Annotated in this window: 32 protein-coding genes; all 32 read left to right on the top strand. The window is 57.4% G+C overall.

All coding sequences use genetic code 11. The annotated features are described in order from the left end of the window. Positions 1 to 2: 2 nt before the first annotated feature. The 32 genes from rplD to rplM all read left to right on the top strand — a co-directional run bounded on the left by rplD (position 3) and on the right by rplM (position 24,377). Entirely contained in the window at positions 3 to 620 is a 618-nt protein-coding gene (gene rplD, locus HMPREF2527_RS05420) for a 50S ribosomal protein L4 (protein ID WP_005504957.1), read from the top strand. After that, complete coding sequence (gene rplW, locus HMPREF2527_RS05415) at positions 620 to 922, top strand: 50S ribosomal protein L23 (RefSeq protein WP_005504959.1); 303 nt, start codon at positions 620 to 622, stop codon at positions 920 to 922. The genes rplD and rplW overlap by 1 nt, the downstream gene beginning before the upstream one ends. A 40-nt stretch (positions 923 to 962) precedes the next feature. Then, the gene (rplB, locus tag HMPREF2527_RS05410; RefSeq protein ID WP_005504961.1) at positions 963 to 1,799 is read left to right on the top strand and encodes a 50S ribosomal protein L2; all 837 of its coding nucleotides are present in this window, start codon (positions 963 to 965) and stop codon (positions 1,797 to 1,799) included. Between the two features lie 12 nt (positions 1,800 to 1,811). Continuing rightward, on the top strand, positions 1,812 to 2,093 hold the full coding sequence (gene rpsS, locus HMPREF2527_RS05405; RefSeq protein WP_004005282.1) for a 30S ribosomal protein S19: 282 nt from the start codon (positions 1,812 to 1,814) through the stop codon (positions 2,091 to 2,093). A 60-nt stretch (positions 2,094 to 2,153) separates the two neighbouring features. After that, positions 2,154 to 2,519: a 50S ribosomal protein L22 gene (rplV, locus tag HMPREF2527_RS05400; RefSeq protein WP_005504964.1), complete on the top strand. Its 366-nt coding sequence runs from the start codon at positions 2,154 to 2,156 to the stop codon at positions 2,517 to 2,519. Then, a complete protein-coding gene (rpsC, locus tag HMPREF2527_RS05395; RefSeq protein ID WP_005504966.1) occupies positions 2,520 to 3,317 on the top strand; it encodes a 30S ribosomal protein S3 in 798 nt (265 codons plus the stop codon). After that, entirely contained in the window at positions 3,318 to 3,737 is a 420-nt protein-coding gene (gene rplP / locus HMPREF2527_RS05390) for a 50S ribosomal protein L16 (RefSeq protein ID WP_005504968.1), read from the top strand. It begins immediately after the preceding gene. Positions 3,738 to 3,742: 5 nt separating this feature from the next. Beyond that, positions 3,743 to 3,982, top strand: a complete 240-nt coding sequence (rpmC, locus tag HMPREF2527_RS05385) for a 50S ribosomal protein L29 (protein WP_005504969.1) — start codon at positions 3,743 to 3,745, stop codon at positions 3,980 to 3,982. Further along, complete coding sequence (gene rpsQ, locus HMPREF2527_RS05380; protein ID WP_012903053.1) at positions 3,979 to 4,251, top strand: 30S ribosomal protein S17; 273 nt, start codon at positions 3,979 to 3,981, stop codon at positions 4,249 to 4,251. The genes rpmC and rpsQ overlap by 4 nt, the downstream gene beginning before the upstream one ends. A gap of 489 nt (positions 4,252 to 4,740) precedes the next feature. Continuing rightward, complete coding sequence (locus HMPREF2527_RS05375; protein WP_070506912.1) at positions 4,741 to 7,497, top strand: Vgb family protein; 2,757 nt, start codon at positions 4,741 to 4,743, stop codon at positions 7,495 to 7,497. A 950-nt stretch (positions 7,498 to 8,447) separates the two neighbouring features. Next, positions 8,448 to 9,638 (top strand): YncE family protein, encoded by a 1,191-nt coding sequence (locus HMPREF2527_RS05370; protein WP_012903056.1) that lies wholly within the window; start codon positions 8,448 to 8,450, stop codon positions 9,636 to 9,638. A gap of 681 nt (positions 9,639 to 10,319) precedes the next feature. Continuing rightward, positions 10,320 to 10,691, top strand: a complete 372-nt coding sequence (rplN, locus tag HMPREF2527_RS05365) for a 50S ribosomal protein L14 (protein ID WP_005504986.1) — start codon at positions 10,320 to 10,322, stop codon at positions 10,689 to 10,691. A gap of 3 nt (positions 10,692 to 10,694) precedes the next feature. Next, a complete protein-coding gene (gene rplX, locus HMPREF2527_RS05360) occupies positions 10,695 to 11,030 on the top strand; it encodes a 50S ribosomal protein L24 (RefSeq protein ID WP_070506909.1) in 336 nt (111 codons plus the stop codon). Beyond that, on the top strand, positions 11,030 to 11,590 hold the full coding sequence (rplE, locus tag HMPREF2527_RS05355; protein ID WP_005505001.1) for a 50S ribosomal protein L5: 561 nt from the start codon (positions 11,030 to 11,032) through the stop codon (positions 11,588 to 11,590). Before rplX ends, rplE begins: the two co-directional genes overlap by 1 nt. A 73-nt stretch (positions 11,591 to 11,663) precedes the next feature. Then, positions 11,664 to 12,062 (top strand): 30S ribosomal protein S8, encoded by a 399-nt coding sequence (gene rpsH / locus HMPREF2527_RS05350; protein WP_005505003.1) that lies wholly within the window; start codon positions 11,664 to 11,666, stop codon positions 12,060 to 12,062. A gap of 27 nt (positions 12,063 to 12,089) precedes the next feature. Next, positions 12,090 to 12,626: a 50S ribosomal protein L6 gene (rplF, locus tag HMPREF2527_RS05345; protein ID WP_005505004.1), complete on the top strand. Its 537-nt coding sequence runs from the start codon at positions 12,090 to 12,092 to the stop codon at positions 12,624 to 12,626. Between the two features lie 2 nt (positions 12,627 to 12,628). Beyond that, positions 12,629 to 12,988: a 50S ribosomal protein L18 gene (gene rplR / locus HMPREF2527_RS05340; RefSeq protein WP_005505006.1), complete on the top strand. Its 360-nt coding sequence runs from the start codon at positions 12,629 to 12,631 to the stop codon at positions 12,986 to 12,988. A gap of 29 nt (positions 12,989 to 13,017) precedes the next feature. Further along, complete coding sequence (gene rpsE / locus HMPREF2527_RS05335) at positions 13,018 to 13,662, top strand: 30S ribosomal protein S5 (RefSeq protein WP_171840195.1); 645 nt, start codon at positions 13,018 to 13,020, stop codon at positions 13,660 to 13,662. Between the two features lie 2 nt (positions 13,663 to 13,664). Next, positions 13,665 to 13,871, top strand: a complete 207-nt coding sequence (gene rpmD / locus HMPREF2527_RS05330) for a 50S ribosomal protein L30 (RefSeq protein ID WP_004005265.1) — start codon at positions 13,665 to 13,667, stop codon at positions 13,869 to 13,871. A 2-nt stretch (positions 13,872 to 13,873) separates the two neighbouring features. Continuing rightward, positions 13,874 to 14,320 (top strand): 50S ribosomal protein L15, encoded by a 447-nt coding sequence (gene rplO / locus HMPREF2527_RS05325; RefSeq protein WP_005505008.1) that lies wholly within the window; start codon positions 13,874 to 13,876, stop codon positions 14,318 to 14,320. Positions 14,321 to 14,600: 280 nt separating this feature from the next. Continuing rightward, positions 14,601 to 15,908, top strand: a complete 1,308-nt coding sequence (secY, locus tag HMPREF2527_RS05320; protein ID WP_012903060.1) for a preprotein translocase subunit SecY — start codon at positions 14,601 to 14,603, stop codon at positions 15,906 to 15,908. After that, positions 15,905 to 16,468, top strand: coding sequence for an adenylate kinase (locus HMPREF2527_RS05315; protein ID WP_005505015.1), 564 nt, complete (start codon positions 15,905 to 15,907; stop codon positions 16,466 to 16,468). The genes secY and HMPREF2527_RS05315 overlap by 4 nt, the downstream gene beginning before the upstream one ends. Positions 16,469 to 16,588: 120 nt before the next feature. Then, the gene (map, locus tag HMPREF2527_RS05310; RefSeq protein ID WP_049341779.1) at positions 16,589 to 17,428 is read left to right on the top strand and encodes a type I methionyl aminopeptidase; all 840 of its coding nucleotides are present in this window, start codon (positions 16,589 to 16,591) and stop codon (positions 17,426 to 17,428) included. A 124-nt stretch (positions 17,429 to 17,552) separates the two neighbouring features. After that, positions 17,553 to 18,767, top strand: a complete 1,215-nt coding sequence (gene rlmN, locus HMPREF2527_RS05305) for a dual-specificity RNA methyltransferase RlmN (protein ID WP_044150213.1) — start codon at positions 17,553 to 17,555, stop codon at positions 18,765 to 18,767. Positions 18,768 to 19,053: 286 nt separating this feature from the next. Further along, entirely contained in the window at positions 19,054 to 19,275 is a 222-nt protein-coding gene (gene infA, locus HMPREF2527_RS05300; protein WP_005505018.1) for a translation initiation factor IF-1, read from the top strand. A gap of 124 nt (positions 19,276 to 19,399) precedes the next feature. Then, complete coding sequence (gene rpmJ, locus HMPREF2527_RS05295) at positions 19,400 to 19,513, top strand: 50S ribosomal protein L36 (RefSeq protein WP_004005257.1); 114 nt, start codon at positions 19,400 to 19,402, stop codon at positions 19,511 to 19,513. 180 nt (positions 19,514 to 19,693) lie between these two features. Next, the gene (gene rpsM / locus HMPREF2527_RS05290) at positions 19,694 to 20,062 is read left to right on the top strand and encodes a 30S ribosomal protein S13 (protein WP_005505026.1); all 369 of its coding nucleotides are present in this window, start codon (positions 19,694 to 19,696) and stop codon (positions 20,060 to 20,062) included. 68 nt (positions 20,063 to 20,130) lie between these two features. After that, a complete protein-coding gene (rpsK, locus tag HMPREF2527_RS05285) occupies positions 20,131 to 20,538 on the top strand; it encodes a 30S ribosomal protein S11 (RefSeq protein ID WP_005505028.1) in 408 nt (135 codons plus the stop codon). A 139-nt stretch (positions 20,539 to 20,677) separates the two neighbouring features. Next, complete coding sequence (locus HMPREF2527_RS05280; protein WP_070506908.1) at positions 20,678 to 21,670, top strand: DNA-directed RNA polymerase subunit alpha; 993 nt, start codon at positions 20,678 to 20,680, stop codon at positions 21,668 to 21,670. 105 nt (positions 21,671 to 21,775) lie between these two features. After that, positions 21,776 to 22,429: a 50S ribosomal protein L17 gene (rplQ, locus tag HMPREF2527_RS05275; protein WP_012903064.1), complete on the top strand. Its 654-nt coding sequence runs from the start codon at positions 21,776 to 21,778 to the stop codon at positions 22,427 to 22,429. Between the two features lie 173 nt (positions 22,430 to 22,602). Then, positions 22,603 to 23,568 carry a tRNA pseudouridine(38-40) synthase TruA gene (truA, locus tag HMPREF2527_RS05270; protein ID WP_049341781.1) on the top strand — a complete coding sequence of 322 codons (966 nt, stop codon included), beginning with the start codon at positions 22,603 to 22,605 and terminating at the stop codon, positions 23,566 to 23,568. A gap of 365 nt (positions 23,569 to 23,933) precedes the next feature. Then, positions 23,934 to 24,377 (top strand): 50S ribosomal protein L13, encoded by a 444-nt coding sequence (gene rplM, locus HMPREF2527_RS05265; RefSeq protein WP_005505035.1) that lies wholly within the window; start codon positions 23,934 to 23,936, stop codon positions 24,375 to 24,377. Positions 24,378 to 24,394: the final 17 nt, after the last annotated feature.

Below are 24,394 nucleotides of genomic sequence, written 5' to 3'. Positions count from 1 at the left end.
TCATGGCTGTTAAGACCCTTAAGGTAGACCTGCCCGCAGAGATTTTCGACGCGCAGGCATCCGTGCCCCTGCTGCACCAGGTTGTCGTTGCACAGCTCGCTGCTGCACGCCAGGGCACCCACAAGACCAAGAACCGCGGCGAGGTTTCCGGCGCAGGCCGTAAGCCCTTCAAGCAGAAGGGCACCGGTAACGCACGTCAGGGCTCCATCCGCGCACCGCACATGACCGGCGGTGGCGTTGTTCACGGTCCGACCCCGCGTAACTACGCACAGCGCACCCCCAAGAAGATGATCGCCGCTGCACTGCGCGGTGCTCTCTCCGATCGCGCTCGTCACGACCGCGTCCACGTTGTCGAGAACTTCATCTCCGGTGAAACCCCCTCGACCAAGGCTGCAAAGGCTGCATTCGCAGCTATCACCGAGCGCAAGAACATCCTTCTTGTGATTGCTCGTGCAGAGGACGTTGTGGCTCTGTCCGCACGTAACCTGGAGAACGTCCACGTTCTGTACGCAGATCAGCTCAACACCTACGATGTGCTGGTTTCTGACGACGTGGTCTTCACCAAGGCAGCATTCGATGCATTCGTTGCTGCAGCTCAGAAGAAGGAGGGCGCTAAGTAATGAGCGTTTCCACCAAGTCTGTATACGACGTGATCATCGCTCCCGTCGTTTCCGAGAAGAGCTACGGTCAGCTCGACGAAGGTAAGTACACCTTCGAGGTCGCAACCGATTCCAACAAGCTGGAAATCAAGCAGGCCATCGAGAAGATCTTTGACGTCAAGGTTGCTTCCGTCAACACCATCAACCGTCAGGGCAAGCGCAAGCGCACCCGTTTCGGTTGGGGCGCTCGCAAGAACACCAAGCGTGCGATTGTGACCCTCAAGGAAGGCACCATCGACATCTTCGGCGGTCCGCAGGCATAAGCCCCGCGGAGACCACTTTAACGAAGGAAGAAATATCTAAATGGGTATTCGTAAGTACAAGCCGACGACCCCGGGTCGCCGCGGTTCGAGCGTTGCTGATTTCTCCGAGATCACCCGCTCCACCCCGGAAAAGTCCCTGCTTCGTCCGCTTCACAAGACCGGCGGCCGTAACAACACCGGCCGCATCACCACCCGTCACAAGGGTGGCGGCCACAAGCGCCAGTACCGTCTGATCGACTTCCGTCGTCACGACAAGGACGGCGTTAACGCACGCGTTGCGCACATCGAGTACGATCCCAACCGTACCGCTCGCATCGCGCTGCTGCACTACTTCGATGGTTCCAAGCGCTACATCATCGCTCCGAACAAGCTCGCTCAGGGCGACATCGTCGAGTCCGGCCCCGCAGCTGACATCAAGCCCGGTAACAACCTGCCCCTGCGCAACATCCCCGTTGGTACCGTGATTCACTGTGTCGAGCTCCGCCCCGGTGGCGGCGCAAAGCTGGCTCGTTCCGCAGGTGCTTCTGTACAGCTGGTTGCTAAGGAAGGCAAGTACGGTCAGCTCCGTCTGCCCTCCGGCGAAATCCGCAACGTGGATGTTCGCTGCCGCGCAACCGTTGGTGAAGTTGGCAACGCTGAGCAGTCCAACATCAACTGGGGTAAGGCAGGCCGTAACCGCTGGAAGGGCATCCGCCCGACCGTCCGTGGTGTGGTCATGAACCCGGTTGACCACCCGCACGGTGGTGGTGAAGGTAAGACCTCCGGTGGTCGTCACCCGGTTAACCCCAACGGTAAGCCCGAGGGTCGTACCCGCCGTCCCAACAAGGAAAGCGACAAGCTCATCGTTCGTCGCCGTCGTACTGGCAAGAAGCGCTAAGGAGCCTGAAACATGCCTCGTAGTTTGAAGAAGGGCCCTTTCGTTGATCAGCACCTCTACCTGAAGGTTGCAGCTCAGAACGAGAAGGGCACCAAGAACGTAATCAAGACTTGGTCGCGTCGCTCGATGATTATCCCCGACATGCTCGGTCACACCATCGCAGTGTACGACGGTCGCAAGCACGTGCCGGTGTTCATCACCGAGTCGATGGTTGGTCACAAGCTCGGTGAGTTTGCTCCGACCCGCACTTTCCGCAGCCACGTGAAGGACGACCGTAAGGGTAAGCGTCGCTAATCGGTTCATACCGATAAGCTAACGTTTCCCTTTCGGCAATAGACGAAAGAGAGATAGGCAATGGAAGCCAAGGCATCAGCGCGTTTCGTTCGCGTTACGCCTATGAAGGCCCGCCGTGTCGTCAACCTGATCCGTGGTAAGCAGGCGGAAGAGGCTCTGGCGATTCTGAAGTTCGCCCCCCAGGCAGCTTCGGAACCGGTATACAAGATCGTTGCTTCGGCAGTAGCTAACGCTCGTCAGAAGGCAACCCAGCAGGGTCTGCCCTTCCGCGAGGAAGAGCTGTTCATCAGCGAAGCATTCGTGAACGAGGGCCCGACCATGAAGCGCATTCAGCCCCGCGCTCAGGGTCGCGCATACCGAATCAACAAGCGCACCAGCCACATCACCGTGGTAGTTGCTACCCCGGAGAAGGAGGAGGACCGCTAAATGGGTCAGAAAATTCACCCGAACGGTTTCCGACTGGGCATCACCACTGACCACGTCTCCAAGTGGTTCGCTGATTCCAACAAGCCCGGCGAGCGTTACGCTGACTTCGTCCGCGAGGACGTAAAGATCCGCGAGCTGCTGGCAAAGAACCTGGATCGCGCAGGCGTTGCAAAGGTCGAGATTGAGCGTACCCGTGACCGCGTGCGTGTGGACATCCACACCGCTCGTCCCGGTATCGTGATTGGCCGCCGTGGCGCAGAAGCAGACCGCATCCGCGGCGAGCTCGAGAAGCTCACCAACAAGCAGATTCAGCTGAACATCCTCGAGGTTGCTAACCCCGACCTCTCCGCTCAGCTGGTTGCACAGAGCATCGCAGAGCAGCTCGCATCGCGTGTTGCATTCCGACGTGCAATGAAGAAGGCAATCCAGTCCGCACAGCGTGCAGGCGCAAAGGGTATCCGTATCCAGTGCTCCGGCCGTCTGGGTGGCGCTGAAATGTCCCGTTCCGAGTTCTACCGCGAAGGCCGTGTGCCCCTGCACACCCTGCGTGCGAACATCGACTACGGCTTCTTCGAGGCTAAGACCACCTTCGGTCGCATCGGCGTGAAGGTCTGGATCTACAAGGGCGACCTGACCGACAAGGAGCTGGCAGCTCAGCAGGCAGCAAACAACCGCCGTGGCAACCGCCGCGATGGTGACCGCCGCCGCCAGGGCAACCGTGGTCCTCGTCGCGAGCGCCGCAACGAGAACGCTTCGGCAAAGGTCGAGGCCAAGACTGCAGAGAACGGTGAGGCATAAATGCTTATTCCCCGTCGAGTAAAGTACCGCAAGCAGCACCACCCCAAGCGTAGTGGTCTCGCAAAGGGCGGCACCGAGGTTAGCTTCGGTGAGTGGGGCATTCAGGCCCTGTCGCCCGCATACGTGACCAACCGCCAGATTGAGGCTGCACGTATCGCAATGACCCGTCACATCAAGCGTGGCGGTAAGGTCTGGATCAACATTTATCCCGACCGTCCGCTGACCAAGAAGCCTGCTGAAACCCGTATGGGTTCCGGTAAGGGTTCGCCCGAGTGGTGGGTCGCAAATGTCAAGCCGGGTCGAGTCATGTTTGAACTCTCCGGTGTGTCCGAAGAAGTGGCTCGCGAGGCAATGCGCCTGGCAATCCACAAGCTCCCGATGAAGGCACGTGTTGTGCGTCGCCGCGAAGGTGGTGAATAAGCGAGATGGCAGTAGGATCCAAGGACCTGAGCATCGATAAGCTCGCAGAGCTCTCCAACGAAGAGCTGGCTGCAAAGCTGAGCGAAGCGAAGAAGGAACTCTTCAACATCCGCTTCCAGGAAGTCACCGGTCAGGCTAACGCAGGTCGTCGCCGCACTATCAAGCGCGACATCGCACGTATCTACACCGTGCTGCGTGAGCGCGAGCTCGGTATTCGTCCCGCAACTGAAGGTGAGTCCAAGTGAGTGAAGTAAAGAACGAAGAGCGCGGCTACCGCAAGACCCGCCGCGGCTACGTTGTCTCCGACAAGATGGACAAGACCGTTGTCGTCGAGGTCGAGGACCACGTGAAGCACGCACTGTACGGCAAGGTCGTTCGCCGTAGCTCCAAGATCAAGGCACACGACGAGCAGAACACTGCTGGTATCGGTGACCTCGTTCTGATTGCAGAGACCCGTCCGCTGTCCGCTTCCAAGCGCTGGCGTATCGTGGAGATCATCGAGAAGGCTAAGTAAGCCCTCTAATGACTCTCTGCTAGAGCAATAAAAGGAGCCCTCTCCTACTTAGGTAGGAGAGGGCTCCTTTGCGTTTAACCTTTATTCGGGAGAACTCAGCGGGAAGTTCTGTGAGCTACAGAATCAACGATAGAAGTCATGAAATGCCGAATAAATATTTGTCATAAAACTTTTGAAGATGTCATACAGAAAAGTGGTTACTTTTACCGGACAACGCTATCAAAGAGCCACGTAGCTTGAGCTGGAGGAAGAAATCCCCTTGTGGAGCGTGTATGCGGGGCTTTAGGGAGGATAGCGACGGTGGCTAAAAGAGTCGTGAGAAGCGTGGGCGCTGATAATAGCTGCTTGAAAATAACCTAACGAGGCACTTATTATCAACTTTATAGTTGCTTAGTCTAGCCTTGCTTCATCCATAGGGGCTTAGCTACGCATCTTCCGGAGGTTGCACGACCTTTGGAGAAGTACCACTACACATCATCGAGGATCAGCATGACTTCTTCACCCAAGCCCTCACGTAAGCTGCTCGCCATTGCTGGCGCACTTTCCGTTGTCGCAGGTTCTTTCGCTGCGGTTCCCGCTACCTTTGCGGCAAACGTCTCCGCTTCCGTCCCCGGAGGAAACTCCCAGACCTCTGCTGAGGAATGCCGCCACATTGCAGTGAGCGCTACCCAGTACCAGGGCCTGCCCGGCCAGTACCAGCTGGCATACTCGGCAGCAACCTCCTCCCTCTACACCTCCTTCTCCTCCGGCCGCCCGCCGGTACTGACCGGTGGTGTCGGCACCTGGAACGTTGGATCCACCCCGAGCCTCTCCACTGTCTACCAGTTCCCGACCACCGACTTCACCGCACGTGGCGCTACCGCACCGACCGGTAAGCAGATTGAATCTCCCTACGGTATTGCCTACGACGAAGCAACCGGATACGTATGGGTGACCCAGACCCGCGTCAACAAGGTATCTGTCTTCGATCCCGCGACCAACAAGATTATCTGGAGCAGCGCAGAAGGCGAGGTCAACCACCCGCGCGAGGTACGCATCGATCCCTCCAGCGGCAAGGTCTTTGTATCTGGCTCCGGCGGCATTAGCGTCTTCGACACCACCCAGCACGCCCTGGTCAAGAAGATTGAATTCACCGACGCCAAGGGCGAATCTGACATCGCAATGAACATGCACGTGGACTCCGCTGATGGCAAGCTCTACGTACCCTCCTTGAGTGCCGGCACCGTGAAGGTAATCGACACCAAGAGCTACGAGGTTGAGAAGACTATTCAGCTGCACAAGGACAATGCTGAAGCCGACCTGAACGCCTCTGACGTCACCATCGACAAGTCTCTGAAGGAAATCTACGTCAGCTCCCAGGGTGACCGTAAGGGCACTAACTCTGGTATCACCGTCTACGACCTGGAAACCGGCGCCTACAAGAAGACCATTCCTTTCGGCTCTCAGGCTCTCGCCCTTGCCTCCGACGAAGCCCGTGACCTGCTGTACGTGACCGATTACGGTACCGGCAACGTCGGCGTTGTTGACGCACGCACCGGCACCGTTGTGTCTCAGGTGTCCACCGGCGCAACTAGCGGTGCGAATGATGTTCTGGTCACTGCAGACGGTAGCGTATACGCTGTAGCACGTAGCGTCGAAGGCGCTTCCGCTATCGAAACCGACTACACCATCGATAAGACCACCGGTGAATACCGCACCTCTAGCACCGAGCCTAAGGGCAAGGACAACGCAGATTCCCCGATTACCCCCGGCGTCATGGTGAAGATCAACACCACCGTTGAAACTGCCGCGAAGCCGGCAGTGCAGACTGCTTCTGAAGAGCTGGTGAAGACCTATGCCGACGGCGCTAAGCTCTACGCAGTGAAGGACTGGACCACCGGTGAAACCCTGAAGCTGCGTGGTGAAGGTTTCAAGACTCAGGACGGTTCGAAGGGCTCCGTGCTCGCCGTTAAGCTGAACAAGGGTCGTATCTCCGCGAAGGAAGAGCCGAAGTTCAACGGCGTTGAGGGCAACAGCGCAGGTGTTTGGGCGTACATCCAGGCAGATGAAAACGGTAACTTCACCGCTGAACTGCCGTACCCGACCACCGAGAACTCCAACCTGACGGAAAATCTGAAGAGCGGCGATAAGGTATCGGTCTTCCTGCTCTCCGGCTCCATTGTTGAAGGTGACACTCCTCGCGGTGGTGAAGCGCTCTCCGCAACTGTTGCAGAGAAGAAGGCAGACACCGCTGAGACCTGCGCACCGGCAGAAACCACCCAGGTCGCTGCTACTCCTTCTGGCGTGACTACCACTTACCCTGCCGGCACTAAGCTGAGCCTGCCGGATAGCGAACAGCCCACTCCGGCTCCGAGCGAGTCTGCTAAGCCTGAGCCGACCACTCCGGCTCCGAGCGAGTCTGCTAAGCCTGAGCCGACTACTCCGGCTCCGAGCGAGTCTGCTAAGCCCGAGCCGAGCACCCCGGCACCCTCCGAAAGCGCAAATTCCAATGAGGTTGTGCACGAGTACAAGGACGGCGCTAAGGTCTACTTCCCCAAGACTTGGGACGGCCAGAAGCTGACCTTCCGCGGTGAAGGCTTCAAGACTCTGGACGGTAAGGGCTCCGTTATCGCCGTCAAGCTGAACAAGGGCGCTATTTCTGCGAAGGTAGAGCCTAAGCTCGCAGGCGTTGAAGGCAATAGCGCAGGCATCTGGGCATACATCAAGGCGGACGAAAACGGTAACTTCACCGCAACCATCGACCGCCCCACCGTGGCAAACTCTAACCTGACTGAAGAACTGAAGACCGGCGATAGCGTTGCTATCTACCTGCTCTCCGGTTCCCTGACCGAGAACGATAACGTGCGCGGTGGTGTGGCTGCAGAATACACCTTCAGCGTTGACAACCAGGCACCTGCACCGAAGGCATCCGAATCGGCTAATGCACCTGTAACTAACCCCTCTGAGGCGCCTTCCGCACCGGCAGACTCCAAGGAACAGGTAAAGGAAAACGCTAAGGATCAGTCCAAGGCTCCCGCGGATTCTTTGAAGTCTGATGCTCAGAAGAAGGACAGCACTGCACCGAAGACCTCCGGCTCTTCGTCGCAGAACGTCACCTCTTCCAACAACGGCTCCACCGCTTCGAGCTCCTCGAAGTCTTCGCTGGCTAACACCGGTGCTTCGGGCGTCGTCGTTGCTGCAGGAATCGGCGTTCTTGCCCTGGTCGTTGGCGCAACCGTGCTGGTAGCACGTCGCCGCAAGGCATAGCCCGTACCCCACGGCAGCCCACGATACTACCGCTTGGCGGTAGCGAAAGAGGTAGAGCGGGATCTGCTAGATATTCAAGAACCCGCTTGACTCTCTGAAACTGCCGATAGGCGCTGAAAGGGGCGGTACCCATCGAACCGATGGGTACCGCCCCTATCGTTTTGCCTATACGTCTGTATTCGAGCGGAAGGCCTAGACCAGGATCAGAAGTAGTAGCGGGGGAGAGCGGAAGAGAAGCGGAGGAAGGGTGAAGCGCACCCTCTGCGCTCGCCCGCCCTTATTTGACGAGTTAACAGCCTGAAGAATGAAGTGCGGGATTCTAACGCCTCAAATACGAAGAAAACCCGCACCGAAGTGCGGGTTTAGTGTCAAAGCGAGGTTCGGTCCCTAGACAAACGGATTAGCGAGGAAAAAGGGACCCAAGAAATCTGTCCGATAAGGACCGAACCTCTTGTTTGACGCATGCGTCTCTTCTATTATGGTACATCTCGCTGATTTTCGCACCTTGAATCGCGATTTTTGCTAAAAAACTTGATTTTTGAAAAAACAACCCTTAATTTCTAAATTTTTAAGCAGATTTTTTCAGAACGCTGTTTTGAGGGGGTCAGAGGTGAAGAAATATTACAAAATCTATGGCTCTGGTCGACTCGATATAAGTCTTTTAGTTCTAGAAGATGCCGATAGTTCTAGATATATGTCTTTTATGCTAATTATGTTTAGATTGTAAAGCTTTCATGGGGTAAATTTGCCCCGCTCAGAGCCGGAGGGGAGAACAGCTCCGGATGCCAATATAGGACCTCTTGAGGATGAATTTCGTAGTGCATGGACTGCACTAGAAAAGCCTCAAAATGGTGGGCAAAGCGTAAGATATACAGCAGAAAGCTCCGGATGCTAAGCCCGCAAAATATAAGGTGAGCTAGCCTCCAAACTACACAACTCTGGAGATACTTATGGTTCCCCCTGTCGCAGGAGAAGAGCAGAAGAACGTGCCGGATGCTAAGCGTTTTTCCGTGGATCGTTCCGCGGGACTTGCTGGCCAGTATCAAGTGGCATACAACCCTGAAGAGAACGTTCTTTTTGTAAGTGGAAGCTATAACCACACAAAGACCCACGGCACTCTCTGCGCCACAATTGCTCGCATAAACGCGGATACCCTGCAGATTGAGCAGACGGCTACTCTGCCCGTTATCCCGGAAAATAACCCCGAACTAGCAAACCTCTTCCAGGTTCAAGCTGCCTATGGGTTAGCCGCAGACAATGAACGGGGGCTTCTCTGGACCGGAGGAACCCGCACAAACTCGGTTACCGCATACTCCCAAAAGGACCTATCGCGCGTATGGGATTCTCTCGTTCTAGAAGTAGAGATGCTGACTCCGCGTGAGCTATACGTCGCACCCAACGGTGCCGTACTCGTTACCGGAATGGGCGGCTACCAGGTGATTTCTGCACCCACCGCAGAGGGGGAACGTAGGGTTAGCCCCCTTCAAGGGGAAGGCCCTGCCATGCTACTAGGACCCGTAGCGGACGAAAGCCGTAGCCTCCTGTACATCCCGAATATTATGCGAGATGAAATCTGGGTTGTGGATATGAATACCTGGGAGCTTGCACGCAAGCTGCCCGTAATTGGCGGGGAAGACGCCAATACTCCAGTCGGTGTTCACGGTGTGGAGATTGATTCGACGCGCGGTGAACTATATGTCTCTGCGCAAGGGCGCGAGGGTAAGAATGGCGGTCTGTATGTTCTGAGCTTTGAGGGTGAGCACCTCGCTTATCTTCCGTTCGGAAAGATGCCCACCGATATCTTGCTCGATGCAGAACGTCACCTGCTCTATGTTGCTGATTTCGGTGGCAAGGGGGAGGCGGCAGTTGCTGGTGGCGGAACTGTTACCGTCATTAATACGCTCAATCGAGCCATTATTGACACCGTGCAGGTGGCTCCCACCCGCATTAACCACCAGGTCCTGTTGAAGGACGGGAGTGTTATTGCTGTCGATAAAGCAGGAGACTACCCCGCAGCTGAGGTTCCCTACGTGCTGGATGCAAACTCTGGCGAATACTACGAGGCTGCAGAAGAGACTCGACCGGGAGAACCTCCTCGCCCTATCGTTCGTGACGGTATCGCGAAAGTATATATGCCCTAGCTGATGAGTGAAGAGCGACTGAGAGCAGCTGATATATCAACGTAGTGCGTGCCGCGCTCTAGCCGCGCTCTAGCACTGTGCGTATGTCTGAGAGGTGGGGAGTAGGACCGGGGTGGTCTCTTGCCAGTACTGCGGCAAGTCTGTCGTGGAGGGACATTAAAGCGTAGTAAAATATTAATATCTATCTTCTTTGTTTGACACATTGTTTGATAGATTTCTCGAGGCCCCTTCAGTTTCTTATGCGTCAGGAACTACACGAAGGGGCCTCCTGCTTTAAGTGTCAAATAAGGGGCCTTCTCAATCGATGGTGATGTGGGGTATGGGGTTTTTGCTCTCTAAGCCCGGCTATCCCCAGAGATAGGGTGGAGGAGACTGAAATCATAGTCGGCAAACTCTTGCGCTACATACCTGCTTCCTGTACAGTGTTAAGACTGTGTGGCTGTATCCAAATAGCCGCACAACCACGGGCTTCTCGTGCCAGTGCATAATGCCGCTATTTACGGGTGGGATACGCCCGCTTCACGCGGGTCCAAATGCTTCTGGCATGGGTTTGCCCCAGGCGTTTCCGCTAACCCCTTCCATAGAGTTGGGGCCCGGGGCGTCAACCAATCCCGTAAAAATGTTCCGCAAGGCTGGCTCGCGCCTAAAGCGAGTCGGAACCGGCGAGACGACAGGAGAAATATGATTCAGCAGGAGTCGCGACTGAAGGTCGCCGACAACACTGGTGCGAAGGAAATCCTGACCATCCGTGTTCTCGGTGGTTCCTCGCGTCGCTACGCAGGCATTGGCGACATCATTGTCGCAACCGTCAAGGATGCAATCCCCGGCGGTACCGTAAAGAAGGGTGACGTTGTCAAGGCAGTCGTCGTCCGCACCAAGAAGGAAACCCGTCGTCCCGACGGCTCCTACATCAAGTTCGACGAGAACTCCGCAGTGATCCTGAAGAACACTGATGGTGATCCCCGTGGTACCCGTATCTTCGGCCCCGTGGGTCGTGAGCTTCGCGACAAGAAGTTCATGAAGATCGTTTCGCTGGCTCCGGAGGTGCTCTAATTCATGGCTAAGATCAAGTCCGGCGACCTGGTTCAGGTTATTTCCGGTGCAGATAAGGGCAAGCAGGGCAAGGTTCTGAAGGTTCTCCCCAAGGAAAACCGCATGATTGTTGAGGGCGTCAAGGTCGTCACCAAGCACACCAAGGCTAACCCCCTGACCGGCGCAGCAGGCGGCATTCAGAAGGTTGAGGCACCGATCCACGTTTCTAACGTTGCGATTGTTGACCCCGAGACCAAGAAGCCGACCCGTGTTGGTTTCCGCCTCGAGACTGTAGAGCGTGACGGCAAGGAGCGCACCGTTCGCGTGCGCGTTGCTAAGCGTTCGGGTAAGGACATCTAATGACCGAAACCAAGATCACCCCCCGCTTCAAGACCAAGTACGCTGAGGTCGTCGTTCCCGCTCTGCAGGAAGAGTTCAAGTACGAGAACGTCATGCAGACCCCGAAGATCGTTAAGGTCGTCGTAAACATGGGTGTTGGCGAGGCAGCTCGCGACGCAAAGCTCATGGACGGCGCAATCCGCGATCTCACCGCAATCACCGGTCAGAAGCCGATTGTTACCCGCGCTAAGAAGTCCATCGCACAGTTCAAGCTGCGCGAAGGTATGCCCATCGGCGCACACGTCACCCTGCGTGGCGACCGCATGTGGGAATTCCTGGACCGCCTCGTCACCCTGGCACTGCCCCGAATCCGCGACTTCCGCGGCCTCTCGGACCGCCAGTTCGACGGTAATGGTAACTACACCTTCGGTCTGACCGAGCAGTCCATGTTCCACGAAATCGATCAGGACTCGATCGACCGCGTGCGTGGTATGGACATCACCGTGGTGACCTCCGCGAAGACCGACGAAGAAGGCCGTGCAATCCTGAAGGCACTGGGCTTCCCGTTCAAGACCAACTAACGACTACGTTGTAGGTCCAGACCCCGTTACCGCGGGGTAGGGAAACCACAACGAGGAAGGGCTAAAGCCCACAATGACTATGACTGATCCGGTCGCAGATATGCTGACCCGTTTGCGTAACGCAAACTCCGCATACCACGACACCGTATCCATGCCCTACTCCAAGCTGAAGGCTCGCATTGCTGAGATCCTGAAGGCTGAGGGCTACATCGCCGACGTGAAGGTTGAGGATGCAAAGGTCGGCAAGACCCTGACCCTCGTCCTCAAGTACGGTCCGTCCCGCGAGCGTTCCATCGCTGGCGTGCGTCGTATTTCCAAGCCGGGCCTGCGTACCTACGCAAAGTCCACCAACCTGCCCCAGGTTCTGGGTGGCCTCGGCATCGCAATCCTGTCCACCTCTTCGGGTCTGCTCACTGACAAGCAGGCTGCGAAGAAGGGCGTGGGCGGCGAAGTCATCGCTTACATCTGGTAGTCGGTTAGAAGAGAAAGGAAGAGAATAATGTCACGTATTGGACGTCTCCCCATCTCGGTTCCCGCCGGCGTTGAGGTTAAGGTCGATGGCAACCTGGTTACCGTTAAGGGCCCGAAGGGCGAGCTCTCCCACAAGGTAGCTTCCCCCATCACCGTGGCTCTGAACGAAAACGAGATCGTTGTATCTCGTCCGAACGACGAGCGCCTGTCTCGCTCGCTGCACGGTCTGACTCGTACCCTGATTCAGAACCTGATTATCGGCGTTACCTCCGGCTACGAAAAGAAGCTGGAAATCGTTGGTACCGGTTACCGTGTGACCCCGAAGGGTAACGACCTGGAGTTCGCTCTGGGCTACTCCCACCCGATCAACATCACCGCTCCCGAGGGTATTACCTTCGCAGTGGAGGGTGCTAACAAGCTGACCGTGTCGGGTATCGACAAGCAGCTCGTTGGTCAGGTTGCAGCAAACATTCGTGGTCTGCGTAAGCCCGATCCCTACAAGGGTAAGGGTGTTCGCTACGCAGGTGAGCACATCCGCCGCAAGGTCGGAAAGGCTGGTAAGTAAACATGGCTATCAAGTCGAAGGCAGCGCAGCGTGCACGTCGTCACGCTCGCATCCGCAAGTACGTTTCGGGTACCGCTGCGCGTCCGCGCCTGTGCGTCACCCGTTCGACCCGTCACATGTTCGTTCAGGTTATCGACGATGTCAAGGGCGTAACCCTGGCATCCGCTTCCACCATGGAAGCAGAGCTGCGTGCAGCTGACCTGGACAAGACCGCTAAGGCAAAGCGCGTTGGTGAGCTCGTAGCAGAGCGCGCCAAGGCAGCTGGTGTTGAGGCAGTCGTGTTCGACCGCGGTGGTAACAAGTACCACGGCCGTGTTGCAGCCGTTGCTGACGGTGCACGCGAGGGAGGTCTTGCACTCTAATGAGCGAGCAGAACGTAAAGGAAACTCAGGTGAGCGAAGCAGTAGTAGCTGAAACCGCTGAGACCTCCAACCAGCGCGAGGAGCGCCGCAACAACCGCGGCGAGCGTCGTGGCCGTGGTGAGCGCCGTAACAACCGCGCTCGCGAGGAGGAGAAGGACAAGTACATCGAGCGCGTTGTGACCATCAACCGCGTTTCCAAGGTCGTCAAGGGTGGTCGTCGCTTCAGCTTCACCGCACTGGTCGTCGTTGGTGACGGTAACGGCCTGGTCGGCGTTGGCTACGGTAAGGCTAAGGAAGTTCCCGCAGCAATCTCCAAGGGTGTCGAGGAAGCAAAGAAGAACTTCTTCCGCGTTCCCCGCATCGAAGGCCGCACCATCCCGCACCGTGTGCAGGGTGAGGCAGCTGCAGGCGTTGTGATGCTCCGCCCGGCAACCGCTGGTACCGGTGTTATCGCAGGTGGCCCCGTGCGTGCAGTACTCGAGTGCGCAGGCATTCACGACGTGCTGTCCAAGTCGCTCGGTTCCTCCAACCAGATCAACATCGTTCACGCAACTGTTGCAGCACTCAAGGAGCTCGAGGAGCCCCTGGCAGTGGCAGCCCGCCGTGGCCTGCCCACCGATGAGGTTATCCCCAGCTACCTGCGCAACACCAAGTCTGAAAAGGCAGGTGCGTAGTAATGGCCAAGCGTATTCAGCCCAGCGACGCAAAGCTGGAAATCACCCAGGTCAAGTCCTATGTTGGTCAGAAGCAGAACATGCGCGACACCCTGCGTTCCCTGGGCCTCAAGCGCCCCGGCAACAAGGTAGTCCGCACTGCTGACCCCGTCACCGTTGGCATGGTTAACACCGTTGCTCACCTGGTGAAGGTTGAGGAGGTCAAGTAAAGATGGCAGAAGCTATCAAGATTCACGATCTGCGCCCGGCACCGGGTGCCCACAAGGCAAAGACCCGCGTTGGCCGCGGTGAAGGCTCCAAGGGTAAGACCGCAGGTCGCGGTACCAAGGGTACCAAGGCACGTTACCAGGTTCGTGCAGGCTTCGAAGGCGGCCAGCTGCCGCTGCACATGCGCCTGCCGAAGCTGCGCGGCTTCAAGAACCCCTTCCGCACCGAGTACCAGGTTGTTAACCTGGACCGCATCCAGGAACTGTTCCCCAACGGTGGCGACGTCACCGTCGAGGCACTGGTTGCTAAGGGTGCCGTTCGCAAGAACGAGCTCGTGAAGGTTCTGGGCAACGGCGAAATCTCCGTCAAGGTGAACGTTGTTGTTGACAAGGCATCGGCTTCCGCTATTGAGAAGATCGAGGCCGCTGGCGGTTCTGTAACCGTTAAGTAGTCTTCAAGACGAGAAAGCCCCCGTCCGTACACTGTACGGCGGGGGCTTTTTGCTGCTCGGAAAGACTCACAACGGGATATATTCCTGTATTCGTATATTTGAACGCTTGGTGTGCGCCACATTTGGCGTTCAAAAATCACGCTAAGAGAATATAAAAGCTACATAATCTGCTAGGGAGTTATCGTTACCCGCTCCAAACACGATAGACTGGAAGATGTGTTTACTGCGCCCTAAAACTCTTTGAGAGGGATGGGCGCCCCATAGACTTACAGGAGGACATGTGCTGAGCGCATTCGGGCGAGTCGTCAAGACCGCCGATTTGCGGCGTAAGCTGCTGTTTACCCTGGCAATGATTGTGCTGTACCGCGTGGGCACTTTCATCCCCGCGCCAGGCGTTTCCTACGGAAATGTACAGCAGTGTCTGAACGCCAATGTTACAAGCGGTGGCGTCTACGATATCGTCAACCTCTTCAGTGGTGGCGCACTGCTGCAGCTTTCGATCTTTGCCCTCGGCGTGATGCCGTACATTACCGCGTCCATTATCATCCAGCTGCTACGCGTGGTCATCCCGCGATTCCAGGAGCTGCACGATGAGGGCGCGCAGGGTCAGGCAAAGCTCACCCAGTACACCCGCTACCTGACCATCGCTCTTGCTCTGCTGAATGCAACCACCATCGTCTCGATGGCACGCTCTGGCGTTCTGCTGGGTAACTGCCCGGGCATCATCCCCCAGGACGACGTACTGCACATCCTGCTGATTATCGTCACCCTGTGTGCAGGTACCACCGTCATCATGTGGATGGGTGAGCAGATTACCGAGCGTGGCGTCGGCAACGGTATGTCCCTGCTGATCTTCACCTCCATCGCTTCCTCCTTCCCGAGCGCTCTGGGCTCCATCCAGCGCACCCACGGTTGGGGTATCTTCGCGGCTGTCTGCGGTATTGGCCTGCTGGTCATGCTTGCCGTGGTCTACGTGGAACAGTCCGTTCGCCGTATCCCCGTGCAGTATGCAAAGCGCATGATTGGTCGACGCACCATTGGCGGCACCAGCACCTACATCCCGCTGAAGGTCAACATGGCCGGCGTGATCCCGCTGATCTTCGCGTCCTCCCTGCTGACCCTGCCCGGCCTGATTGCCCAGTTCAACACCCCCACCGACGGCTCCACCCCGCCGGACTGGGTCAACTGGATTAACGCATACCTGGTGCGCGGCGATCACCCGCTGTACATTGCTCTCTACTTCTTCATGATTATTGGCTTCGCGTACTTCTACGTGGCGGTCACCTTCGACCCGGTAGAAGTAGCGGACAATATGAAGAAGTACGGTGGCTTCATTCCCGGCATCCGTGCGGGTAAGCCCACCGCGCGTTACCTCAGCTACGTACTCAACCGAATTACGTTGCCTGGCGCACTTTACCTGGGTGTAATTTCCATGATTCCCCTGGTAGCGCTTATCCTATTCAACGCAAACCAGAATTTCCCGTTCGGCGGCGCCTCGCTGCTGATCGTGGTGGGTGTTGGTCTTGATACTCTCAAGCAGATCAACGCTCAGCTCCAACAACGAAACTACGAAGGACTGCTCCGATGAACCGTCTGCTCATCGTCGGCCCTCCCGGTGCAGGTAAGGGCACCCAGGCCGTCAAGATCGCTGAAGCGCTGAAGATTCCCGCGATTTCCACCGGTGATATCTTCCGTAAGAACATCAAGGAAGAGACCGAGCTGGGCAAGGAAGCGAAGTCGTACATCGACTCCGGCAACCTGGTTCCCGACTCTGTCACCAACAACATGGTGCGCGCACGTCTGGAGGAAAGCGACGTCGTCAACGGCTTCCTGCTCGACGGCTACCCCCGCAACACCTCCCAGGTGCACGAGCTAGACTCCATCCTCGAAGCCAAGGGTGAGAAGATCGATCGAGTTCTCCTGCTGGTTGCAGACAACGACGAACTCGTTGAGCGTCTGCTCAACCGCGCAGCAGAGCAGGGTCGTACCGATGACAACGAAGAGGTCATTCGTCACCGCCTGAAGGTCTACGAAGAAGAGACCGCACCGCTGATCGCAATCTACCGCGAACGCGGCATCGTCAAGGAAGTTAACGGCCTCGGCGAGATTGCTGAAGTCACCGAGCGCATCCTCGACGCTCTGAAGTAATCTTCTGCTGTACCCCCGCAATTTGAGGTGCATGATGCATCACAAAGACTTGCGGGGGTACAGTGCTGTCTGTAGAGTTCTAAGCTTGGGCGCACCGCCCCCTATACCTAAGGAGCCAGAATGGCACGAGTCGAAATCAAAACCAATGCACAGCTTCAGCAGATGGCTCGTGCAGGCGTCATCACCAGCCGCGCGCTCGATGCGGCAGTGGCGGCAGCTCGCCCCGGCGCAACCACCGCAGAGGTGAACGCCGCTTTTGAACGCACCATGCTGGAACTGGGTGGCACCTCCAACTTCTACGGCTACTACGACTACCCGGCAACCGTATGCACCTCCGTCAACCATGAGGTCGTTCACGGCATCCCCGGCGACTACGTGCTCAAGGACGGCGACATCCTTTCTATCGACGGTGGCGCATACGTTATCGACCCCGCAACCAACCGCCAGTGGCACGGCGACTCGGCACGTACTGTGCTGGTCGGTGACAATGTGAGCGAAGCACGCGCAGAGCTCTCCGCCGTCACTCGCGAGGCAATGTGGCACGGCATCGCCGCTCTGGCAACCGCAAAGAAGGTCGGCGAAATCGGCCTTGCCATCGAAGCATATGTGACCGAAGAATACGGCGATAAGTACGGCATTATTGAAGACTACGTGGGCCACGGCATCGGTTCCCAGATGCATATGGCACCGGACGTACTGAACTACGCAGTGCGTGACATGGGGCCGAAGATCAAGCCCGGCATGGCTTTCGCTATTGAGCCGATGCTTGTGACTGGTTCCATCGAGACCAAGGTGCTCTCCGACGACTGGACCGTTGTAACCGTTGACGGCTCCGATGCCTGCCAGTGGGAGCACTCCGTTGCTGTGCATAGCGAAGGTATCTGGGTCCTGACTGCAGAAGACGGTGGTGCAAGCGAACTTGCTCGCTTTGGCGTAACCCCGGTTCCGATCCCCGCCTAAGTCCCACCACTAGGGGAGGGGTATCCACCTTTAGCTGCCCCACCTCCACCCGAAGAAACCGGCGAATCCGGTCCGGTGCGTGATAGCGCATCCGAAAGCATCCACATCACAAGGAAGAAGCTCCATGAGCGAAACTCTCAATAGCGGCGAGGCAACCGCACCCGCTGCGACCAAGGTGCCGGTTGAAATCTCGAACGTTCGCCCCGCACCCGGCCAGATTGCCCTGAAAGCACCGCGCCGTGCGAAGCCGCCCAAGCATATCGCTGACTTCGACATGGCTGGCCGCCGTGAATTTCTGAAGGAACTTGGCTACCAGTCGTTCCGTGCATCCCAGCTGTCCAAGCACTATTTTGAGCGTCTGGTCACTGACCCCGCTGAGATGACTGACCTGCCGGCTAAGGACCGCGAGCAGATGGTTGCACAGGCGATGCCTCAGCTTCTGACCCCGGTCCGTACCCTCGAGGCTGACGGTGGCGACACCCTGAAGGTTGTGCACCGCCTCTTTGATGGTGCGCTCATTGAGTCTGTCATCATGCGTTATGACAACCGCGTGACCATGTGCATCTCTTCGCAGGCTGGCTGCGGTATGAACTGCCCCTTCTGTGCGACCGGTCAGCAGGGTTTGACTCGCAACCTGTCCACCGCGGAAATTGTGGAGCAGGTCGTTGCCGGTGCCCGCTACCTGAAGCAGATGAAGGGCCTGGAAGAAGCAGAAGGCGGTTCTGAGGATACTCGTCCGCTGCGTGTTTCCAATATTGTCTTCATGGGTATGGGCGAGGCGCTTGCTAACTACAAGGCAACCATGGGTGCTGTGCACCGCCTGATTGACCCTTCGCCCGAGGGCCTCGGTATTTCTGCTCGCGGTCTGACCATGTCGACCGTGGGCCTGGTGCCGGGTATTCGTAAGTTTGAGCTGGAGAAGCTGCCCATTACTTTGGCGCTGTCTCTGCACGCTCCGGATGATGAGCTACGTGATGAGCTCATCCCGATTAACCAGCGTTGGAAGGTCGACGAGACTCTGGACGCTGCATACGACTACTACCGTACGACCGGCCGCCGCGTTTCCATTGAGTATGCACTGATTCGAGATATTAACGATCAGGGCTGGCGTGCGGATCTGCTCGGTAAGAAGCTGGCTCAGCGCGGCCGTGGCTGGGTGCACGTGAACCCGATTCCGCTGAACCCGACCCCGGGTTCGAAGTGGACGGCATCCCGTAAGGGCGTTGAGCAGAACTTTGTGGAGCGTCTGCGTGCACATGGTATTCCGACGACTATTCGTGATACTCGAGGCTCAGATATTGATGGTGCATGCGGTCAGCTTGCCGCTAAGGAAGACTAAGTAGCTGAGCTTTGACCGATAAGCGGTGCCCCTTTCCTGCGGATGGAAATCCTCAAGGCTTTCTGGAGCGTGGGGGAGGGGCTTCTTCCTTTTAAACCTTAAGTGCCTGATGTCATAAAAATCACGGTTGTTTTTCCAGGGTCTTTGCCGTAGAGTTAACAGTTGGTTGTTTGTGCCAGTGTTAAGTGCGCCTTAAAACGCCCCAGCACCTCACCGCGGTGAGCTCACAAACAGAAGATACATTTGCCCGCCGCACCTGCGACGGGCACCGACGTTAGCGGAGGATATGGCTAAGAAAGACGGCGTCATCGAGATTGAAGGCTCTGTGGTTGAAGCTCTGCCCAACGCGATGTTCCGTGTTGAGCTGGATAACGGCCACAAGGTTCTCGCACACATCTCGGGCAAGATGCGTCAGCACTACATTCGCATCCTGCCTGAGGACCGAGTAGTAGTGGAACTGAGCCCCTACGACCTTTCCCGAGGTCGTATCGTCTACCGTTACAAGTAAACCCGAGATAAACGTCGCCTCTGGCGGCGTTTAAATCGTGTTCAAAGGGATAACGCAGTTCCCCAACGTAAGTGAGGGAACCTCTTATCTCGCCAGTAATCAAGTTGCAATCAAAAGGAATGCGATGAAGGTCAAGCCGAGCGTTAAGCCGATCTGCGATAAGTGCAAGGTGATCCGCCGTCACGGTGTGGTCATGGTGATCTGCGAAAACCCGCGCCACAAGCAGCGCCAGGGCTAATCCCTAGCAGCTGACTTCATAGCCGCCCTATAAGAGGGTGGAATTGTCATAGGCACCGCTCCGAAGCAACGCCCCAAGAGGCGCCTTCGGATACCTCCGGACTCAGAGGCCGGGGACCGAGCCAGAATAACTCGGGCAGTGATGCTATAGACCTCTGGAAAACAACAAGGAGAAGCCAGTATGGCACGTCTCGCTGGAGTTGATATTCCCCGCGAAAAGCGCGTGGAAGTTGCTCTCACTTACATCTACGGCGTGGGCAAGACCCGTGCACACGAAACCCTCGCTGCTACCGGCGTCAACCCTGACACCCGCGTCAAGGACCTGACCGACCAGGAGCTCGTGGCACTTCGTGACTTCATCGAAGGCAACTACAAGGTTGAAGGTGATCTTCGCCGCGAGGTTGCAGCTGACATCCGCCGTAAGGTTGAAATCGGTTCCTACCAGGGCCTGCGCCACCGCCGCGGCCTGCCGGTTCACGGTCAGCGCACCAAGACTAACGCACGTACCCGCAAGGGTCCGAAGCGTACCGTCGCAGGTAAGAAGAAGTAAGCAACGTTGCTCTGTTGGATATCTCTATCCGACCAACGTATTAGAAAACCTTTGTAGGAGAATCAAAAATGCCTCCCAAGACTCGCGCTGCGGCAGCTCGTAAGACCAACCGCCGCAAGGTTAGCAAGAACATCGTTGCTGGTCAGGCTCACATCAAGTCGACCTTCAACAACACCATCGTCTCCATCACCGATCCCACCGGTGCAGTGATCTCCTGGTCCTCCGCTGGCGACATGGGCTTCAAGGGCTCCCGTAAGTCCACCCCCTACGCCGCACAGCTGGCTGCTGAGGCTGCTGCAAACCGCGCCAAGGAGCACGGCGTCCGCAAGGTTGACGTGTTCGTCAAGGGCCCCGGTTCCGGTCGCGAAACCGCAATCCGCTCCCTGCAGGCTGCAGGCCTCGAGGTCGGTTCGATCCAGGACGTTACCCCCGTTGCACACAACGGTTGCCGTCCCCCGAAGCGCCGCCGCGTCTAATTAGGTCTCGACCTAATCCCTCGACGGGTACACTCCGCACGGAGCTGTACCCGGAGAGTACAGACACCCGTCTGCTTCCTAAGATATGTTTTCCCCAACCTGTGGGCTCATATAGCGGAGCTCACCGAAAGGAAACAAAGTGCTTATTGCACAGCGCCCCACTCTGACTGAAGAGGTCGTAGCGCCCAACCGCTCGCGCTTCACTATCGAGCCTCTGGAGCCCGGTTTCGGCTACACCATGGGTAACTCCCTCCGCCGTACTCTGCTGTCCTCCATCCCCGGCGCCGCTGTTACCAGCGTCCGCATTGATGGCGTACTGCACGAGTTCAGCACCGTTCCCGGCGTGACCGAGGACGTCACTGAGATCATCTTGAACATCAAGAAGCTCTCCATCTCTTCTGAGAACGACGAGCCCGTCGTGGCCTACCTGCGCAAGCAGGGCGAAGGTGAACTGACCGCAGGCGACATCGAGGTTCCCGCTGGCGTGGAGATCCACAACCCGGAACTGCACCTGGCAACCCTGAACGCCTCGGCAAACTTCAACGCTGAGCTGGTTATCGAGCGCGGTCGCGGCTACGTGACTGCAGCTCAGAACAAGGTCGGCGATGGCGAGATTGGCCGTATCCCGGTTGACTCCATCTACTCCCCGGTTCTGAAGGTTACCTTCAGCGTGAACGCGACCCGTGTTGAGCAGCGCACCGACTTCGACAGCCTGACCCTGGACGTCGAAACCAAGGAAGCCATCGCACCGCGTGACGCCGTTGCTTCTGCAGGCAGCACCCTGGTCGAGCTCTTCGGCCTGGCACGTGAGATGAACATTGCAGCTGAGGGTATCGAAGTTGGCCCGTCGCCCGCCGACGAGTCCATGGCCGCTGATTTGGCACTGCCGATCGAGGACCTGAACATGTCCGTCCGCTCCTACAACTGCCTCAAGCGCGAGGGCATCCACACCGTGGGTGAGCTCGTGACCCGCAGTGAAGCTGACCTGATGGATATCCGTAACTTCGGTGCTAAGTCCATTGACGAGGTCAAGGCAAAGCTCATCGAGCTCGGCCTGGCTTTGAAGGACTCCCCTCCCGGTTTCGAGCCTGCTGCACGCCCGCTTGATGACGAAGACGGTTCCGGCGAATAATTTCGACCGAATAGTTCACCCGGTTCCACCGGGATCAGTCAAACTTGATTCCCTAAGAGGCTCCGCTGCTGGGGCGTTAGGGAACGCAACTATGGAGATTTAACTATGCCTACTCCCACTAAGGGTCCCCGCCTCGGCGGTTCCCCGACCCACGAGCGCCACATGCTCAACAACCTGTCGGCGCAGCTGTTCCAGCACAAGCGCATCACCACCACCCTGACCAAGGCAAAGCGCCTGCGTCCGGTGGCAGAGCGCTTCATCACCTTCGGTAAGAAGGGCGACCTGGCTGCTCGCCGTCGCGTGCTGCGTTCCATCACCGACAAGTCCGTTGTGCACGAGCTCTTCACCGTTATTGCTCCGGCAATGGCAGAGCGCCCCGGTGGTTACACCCGCATCATCAAGATCGGTAACCGCAAGGGTGACAACGCTCCCATGGCAGTCATCGAGCTCGTCATGGAGCCCGTTGCAACCCAGGGTGCAGTTGCTGAGGCAACCAAGGTTGCTGAGAAGGCAGCTGAGGCTCCCAAGGCTGAAGCAGCTGAGGGCCTGCCCGCAGGTTCCCACGCACCCCTGGAGTCCGGCGAGGCTCCCGAGGGCTTCGAGGTTAAGGGTAACGCCGATTCCATGAAGTACCACGTGCCCGGTTCCCGCTGGTACACCAGCACCAAGGCTGAAATCTGGTTCGACTCCGCTGAGTCGGCAGAGGCTGCAGGTTACGCCCCCGCAGGTGGCGCAGCAGCACAGAAGGTTTCCGAGTAATACGGATCCCAGCTGATTTAGGCTAAGCCTAAAATATGTCAATCCGCCGTCCACTATTGTGGGCGGCGGATTGGCGTATCTGCATACTTAAGAGGACACGGTTCTTTGCGCATTCGCTATCCAAGAGCCGGCCCGTAGTCTTCAATCGTCCTTTACCGCTGAAAGGCACACCAATGCATAACGCTACTTCTTTAGAGAATTACGAAGAGCAGCCCTTCACCGCTACGCACCGCGTGCGAATTGATTGTGCTTACGACGGTTCTCTTTTCAGCGGGTGGGCAGCCCAGCCGAACCTGGTCACCGTGCAGGGAGTTATCGAGAACGCCCTCGAGCTGATTCTGCGGGCGCCTCACCGTGTGGTGGTTGCGGGTCGAACGGATGCGGGAGTCCACGCAGAAGCCCAAACCTTGCACTGCGATCTGAGTGATGAGGACTGGACTCGCCTGCAGGGGCGAACGGGGGAAGATGACCCGACGGCTGCCCTGGGGCGCCGCCTCACCGGGGCTCTGCAACGCTGCCTTTACGATGCGGAAGAACAACTCAACCTTCCGAAGAACGTTCGCGGCATTTTGCAGGGCGCTATTCAGATTCATCGCGTGAGCGAAGTGCCGTTCGATTTTGATGCGCGCTTCTCAGCTACCGGCCGCCGCTATGTTTACCGCATCGCAGATGGTGCAGCGGACGGTCTTAACCCCCTTCACCGTACCTACACCTGGGCGGTACCCGAGCACCTGGATTGTGCTGATCTGAACGAATCGGCACAGCAGCTACTCGGCCTGCGCGATTTCCTCTCCTTCTGCAAGCCGCGCGAAGGGGCGACTACGATTCGCGAACTGCGGGAACTCAGCTTTACCCGCACTGAAAACGGGCTGATTGAGGTGCGCGTGGTGGCTGACGCCTTCTGCCATCACATGGTGCGTTCGCTCGTGGGTGCGCTGGTGCTCTACGGTACGGGTAAGCGAGACGCCGCCTGGCTGCGTGAACGGATTGAGAACCCGGGACGCGAGGCTTCGCTGACTTTGGCACCTCCGCATGCGCTCGCCCTGGCTGAGATTTACTACCCTGCATCGGAGCTCTACGGTGTGCAGGCGGAGCGTGCTCGAGCAAAGCGCGAAGACCACGAGGCACAGAGTGCTTAACGCCCTGTGTATATTGAGCGCCGTCACACGCCGGAAGTGATGAGGGGCTCAACGGAGGAGCGCAATCGTCGAGGGTGAATTACACGGATGGAATTTAAAAATGTGTTTAAGACAAAAAAGCCCTATTTTTAAGGCTTTGGCGGTGGATTAAGCACTCGACGTCCTGTATAGTCTTGATATGTTGTGCGTGTTCTACCCGAGCGCGCTCTAAATCGCTGTCTAGTTGCAGGACGTTAAGGCGGTATAGAGTACGGGCAGAACGGGCGGCAGCTCGGTCCTCACCCGGGTGTTCGTCATGCACGTAAGTAAAAGGCGCGATACCCAACTAAGCGCCGTATGTACATTTCGAGACAAAGGCCAATATTTTGCGCACTTATACTCCCAAGCCCGGCGAAGTCGAGCGCCAGTGGCACGTCATTGACGCCACCGACGTTGTTCTCGGCCGCCTCGCAAGCCAGACCGCTATCCTGCTGCGCGGTAAGCACAAGCCGACTTTTGCTCCCCACGTTGACACCGGTGACTTCGTTATCATCGTGAACGCTGAGAAGGTCGCCCTGACCGGTGCAAAGCTCGAGCAGAAGCGTGCATACCGCCACTCGGGTTACCCCGGCGGTCTGAAGTCCGTGAACTACGCAGAGCTGCTTGAGACCAACCCCGTTCGCGCGGTTGAGAAGGCTGTCAAGGGCATGCTGCCCAAGAACAAGCTCGCTGCACAGCAGCTCAAGAAGCTGAAGGTCTACGCTGGCCCCGAGCACCCGCACGCGGCACAGCAGCCCAAGACCTACGAATTCAACCAGGTCGCCCAGTAATTCGGGCCTACGAAGAA

This window comes from Rothia sp. HMSC071B01, assembly GCF_001808945.1.
In the GTDB taxonomy this organism is placed as follows: Bacteria; Actinomycetota; Actinomycetes; order Actinomycetales; family Micrococcaceae; genus Rothia.
This window is presented reverse-complemented; position numbering and strand designations above follow the sequence as displayed.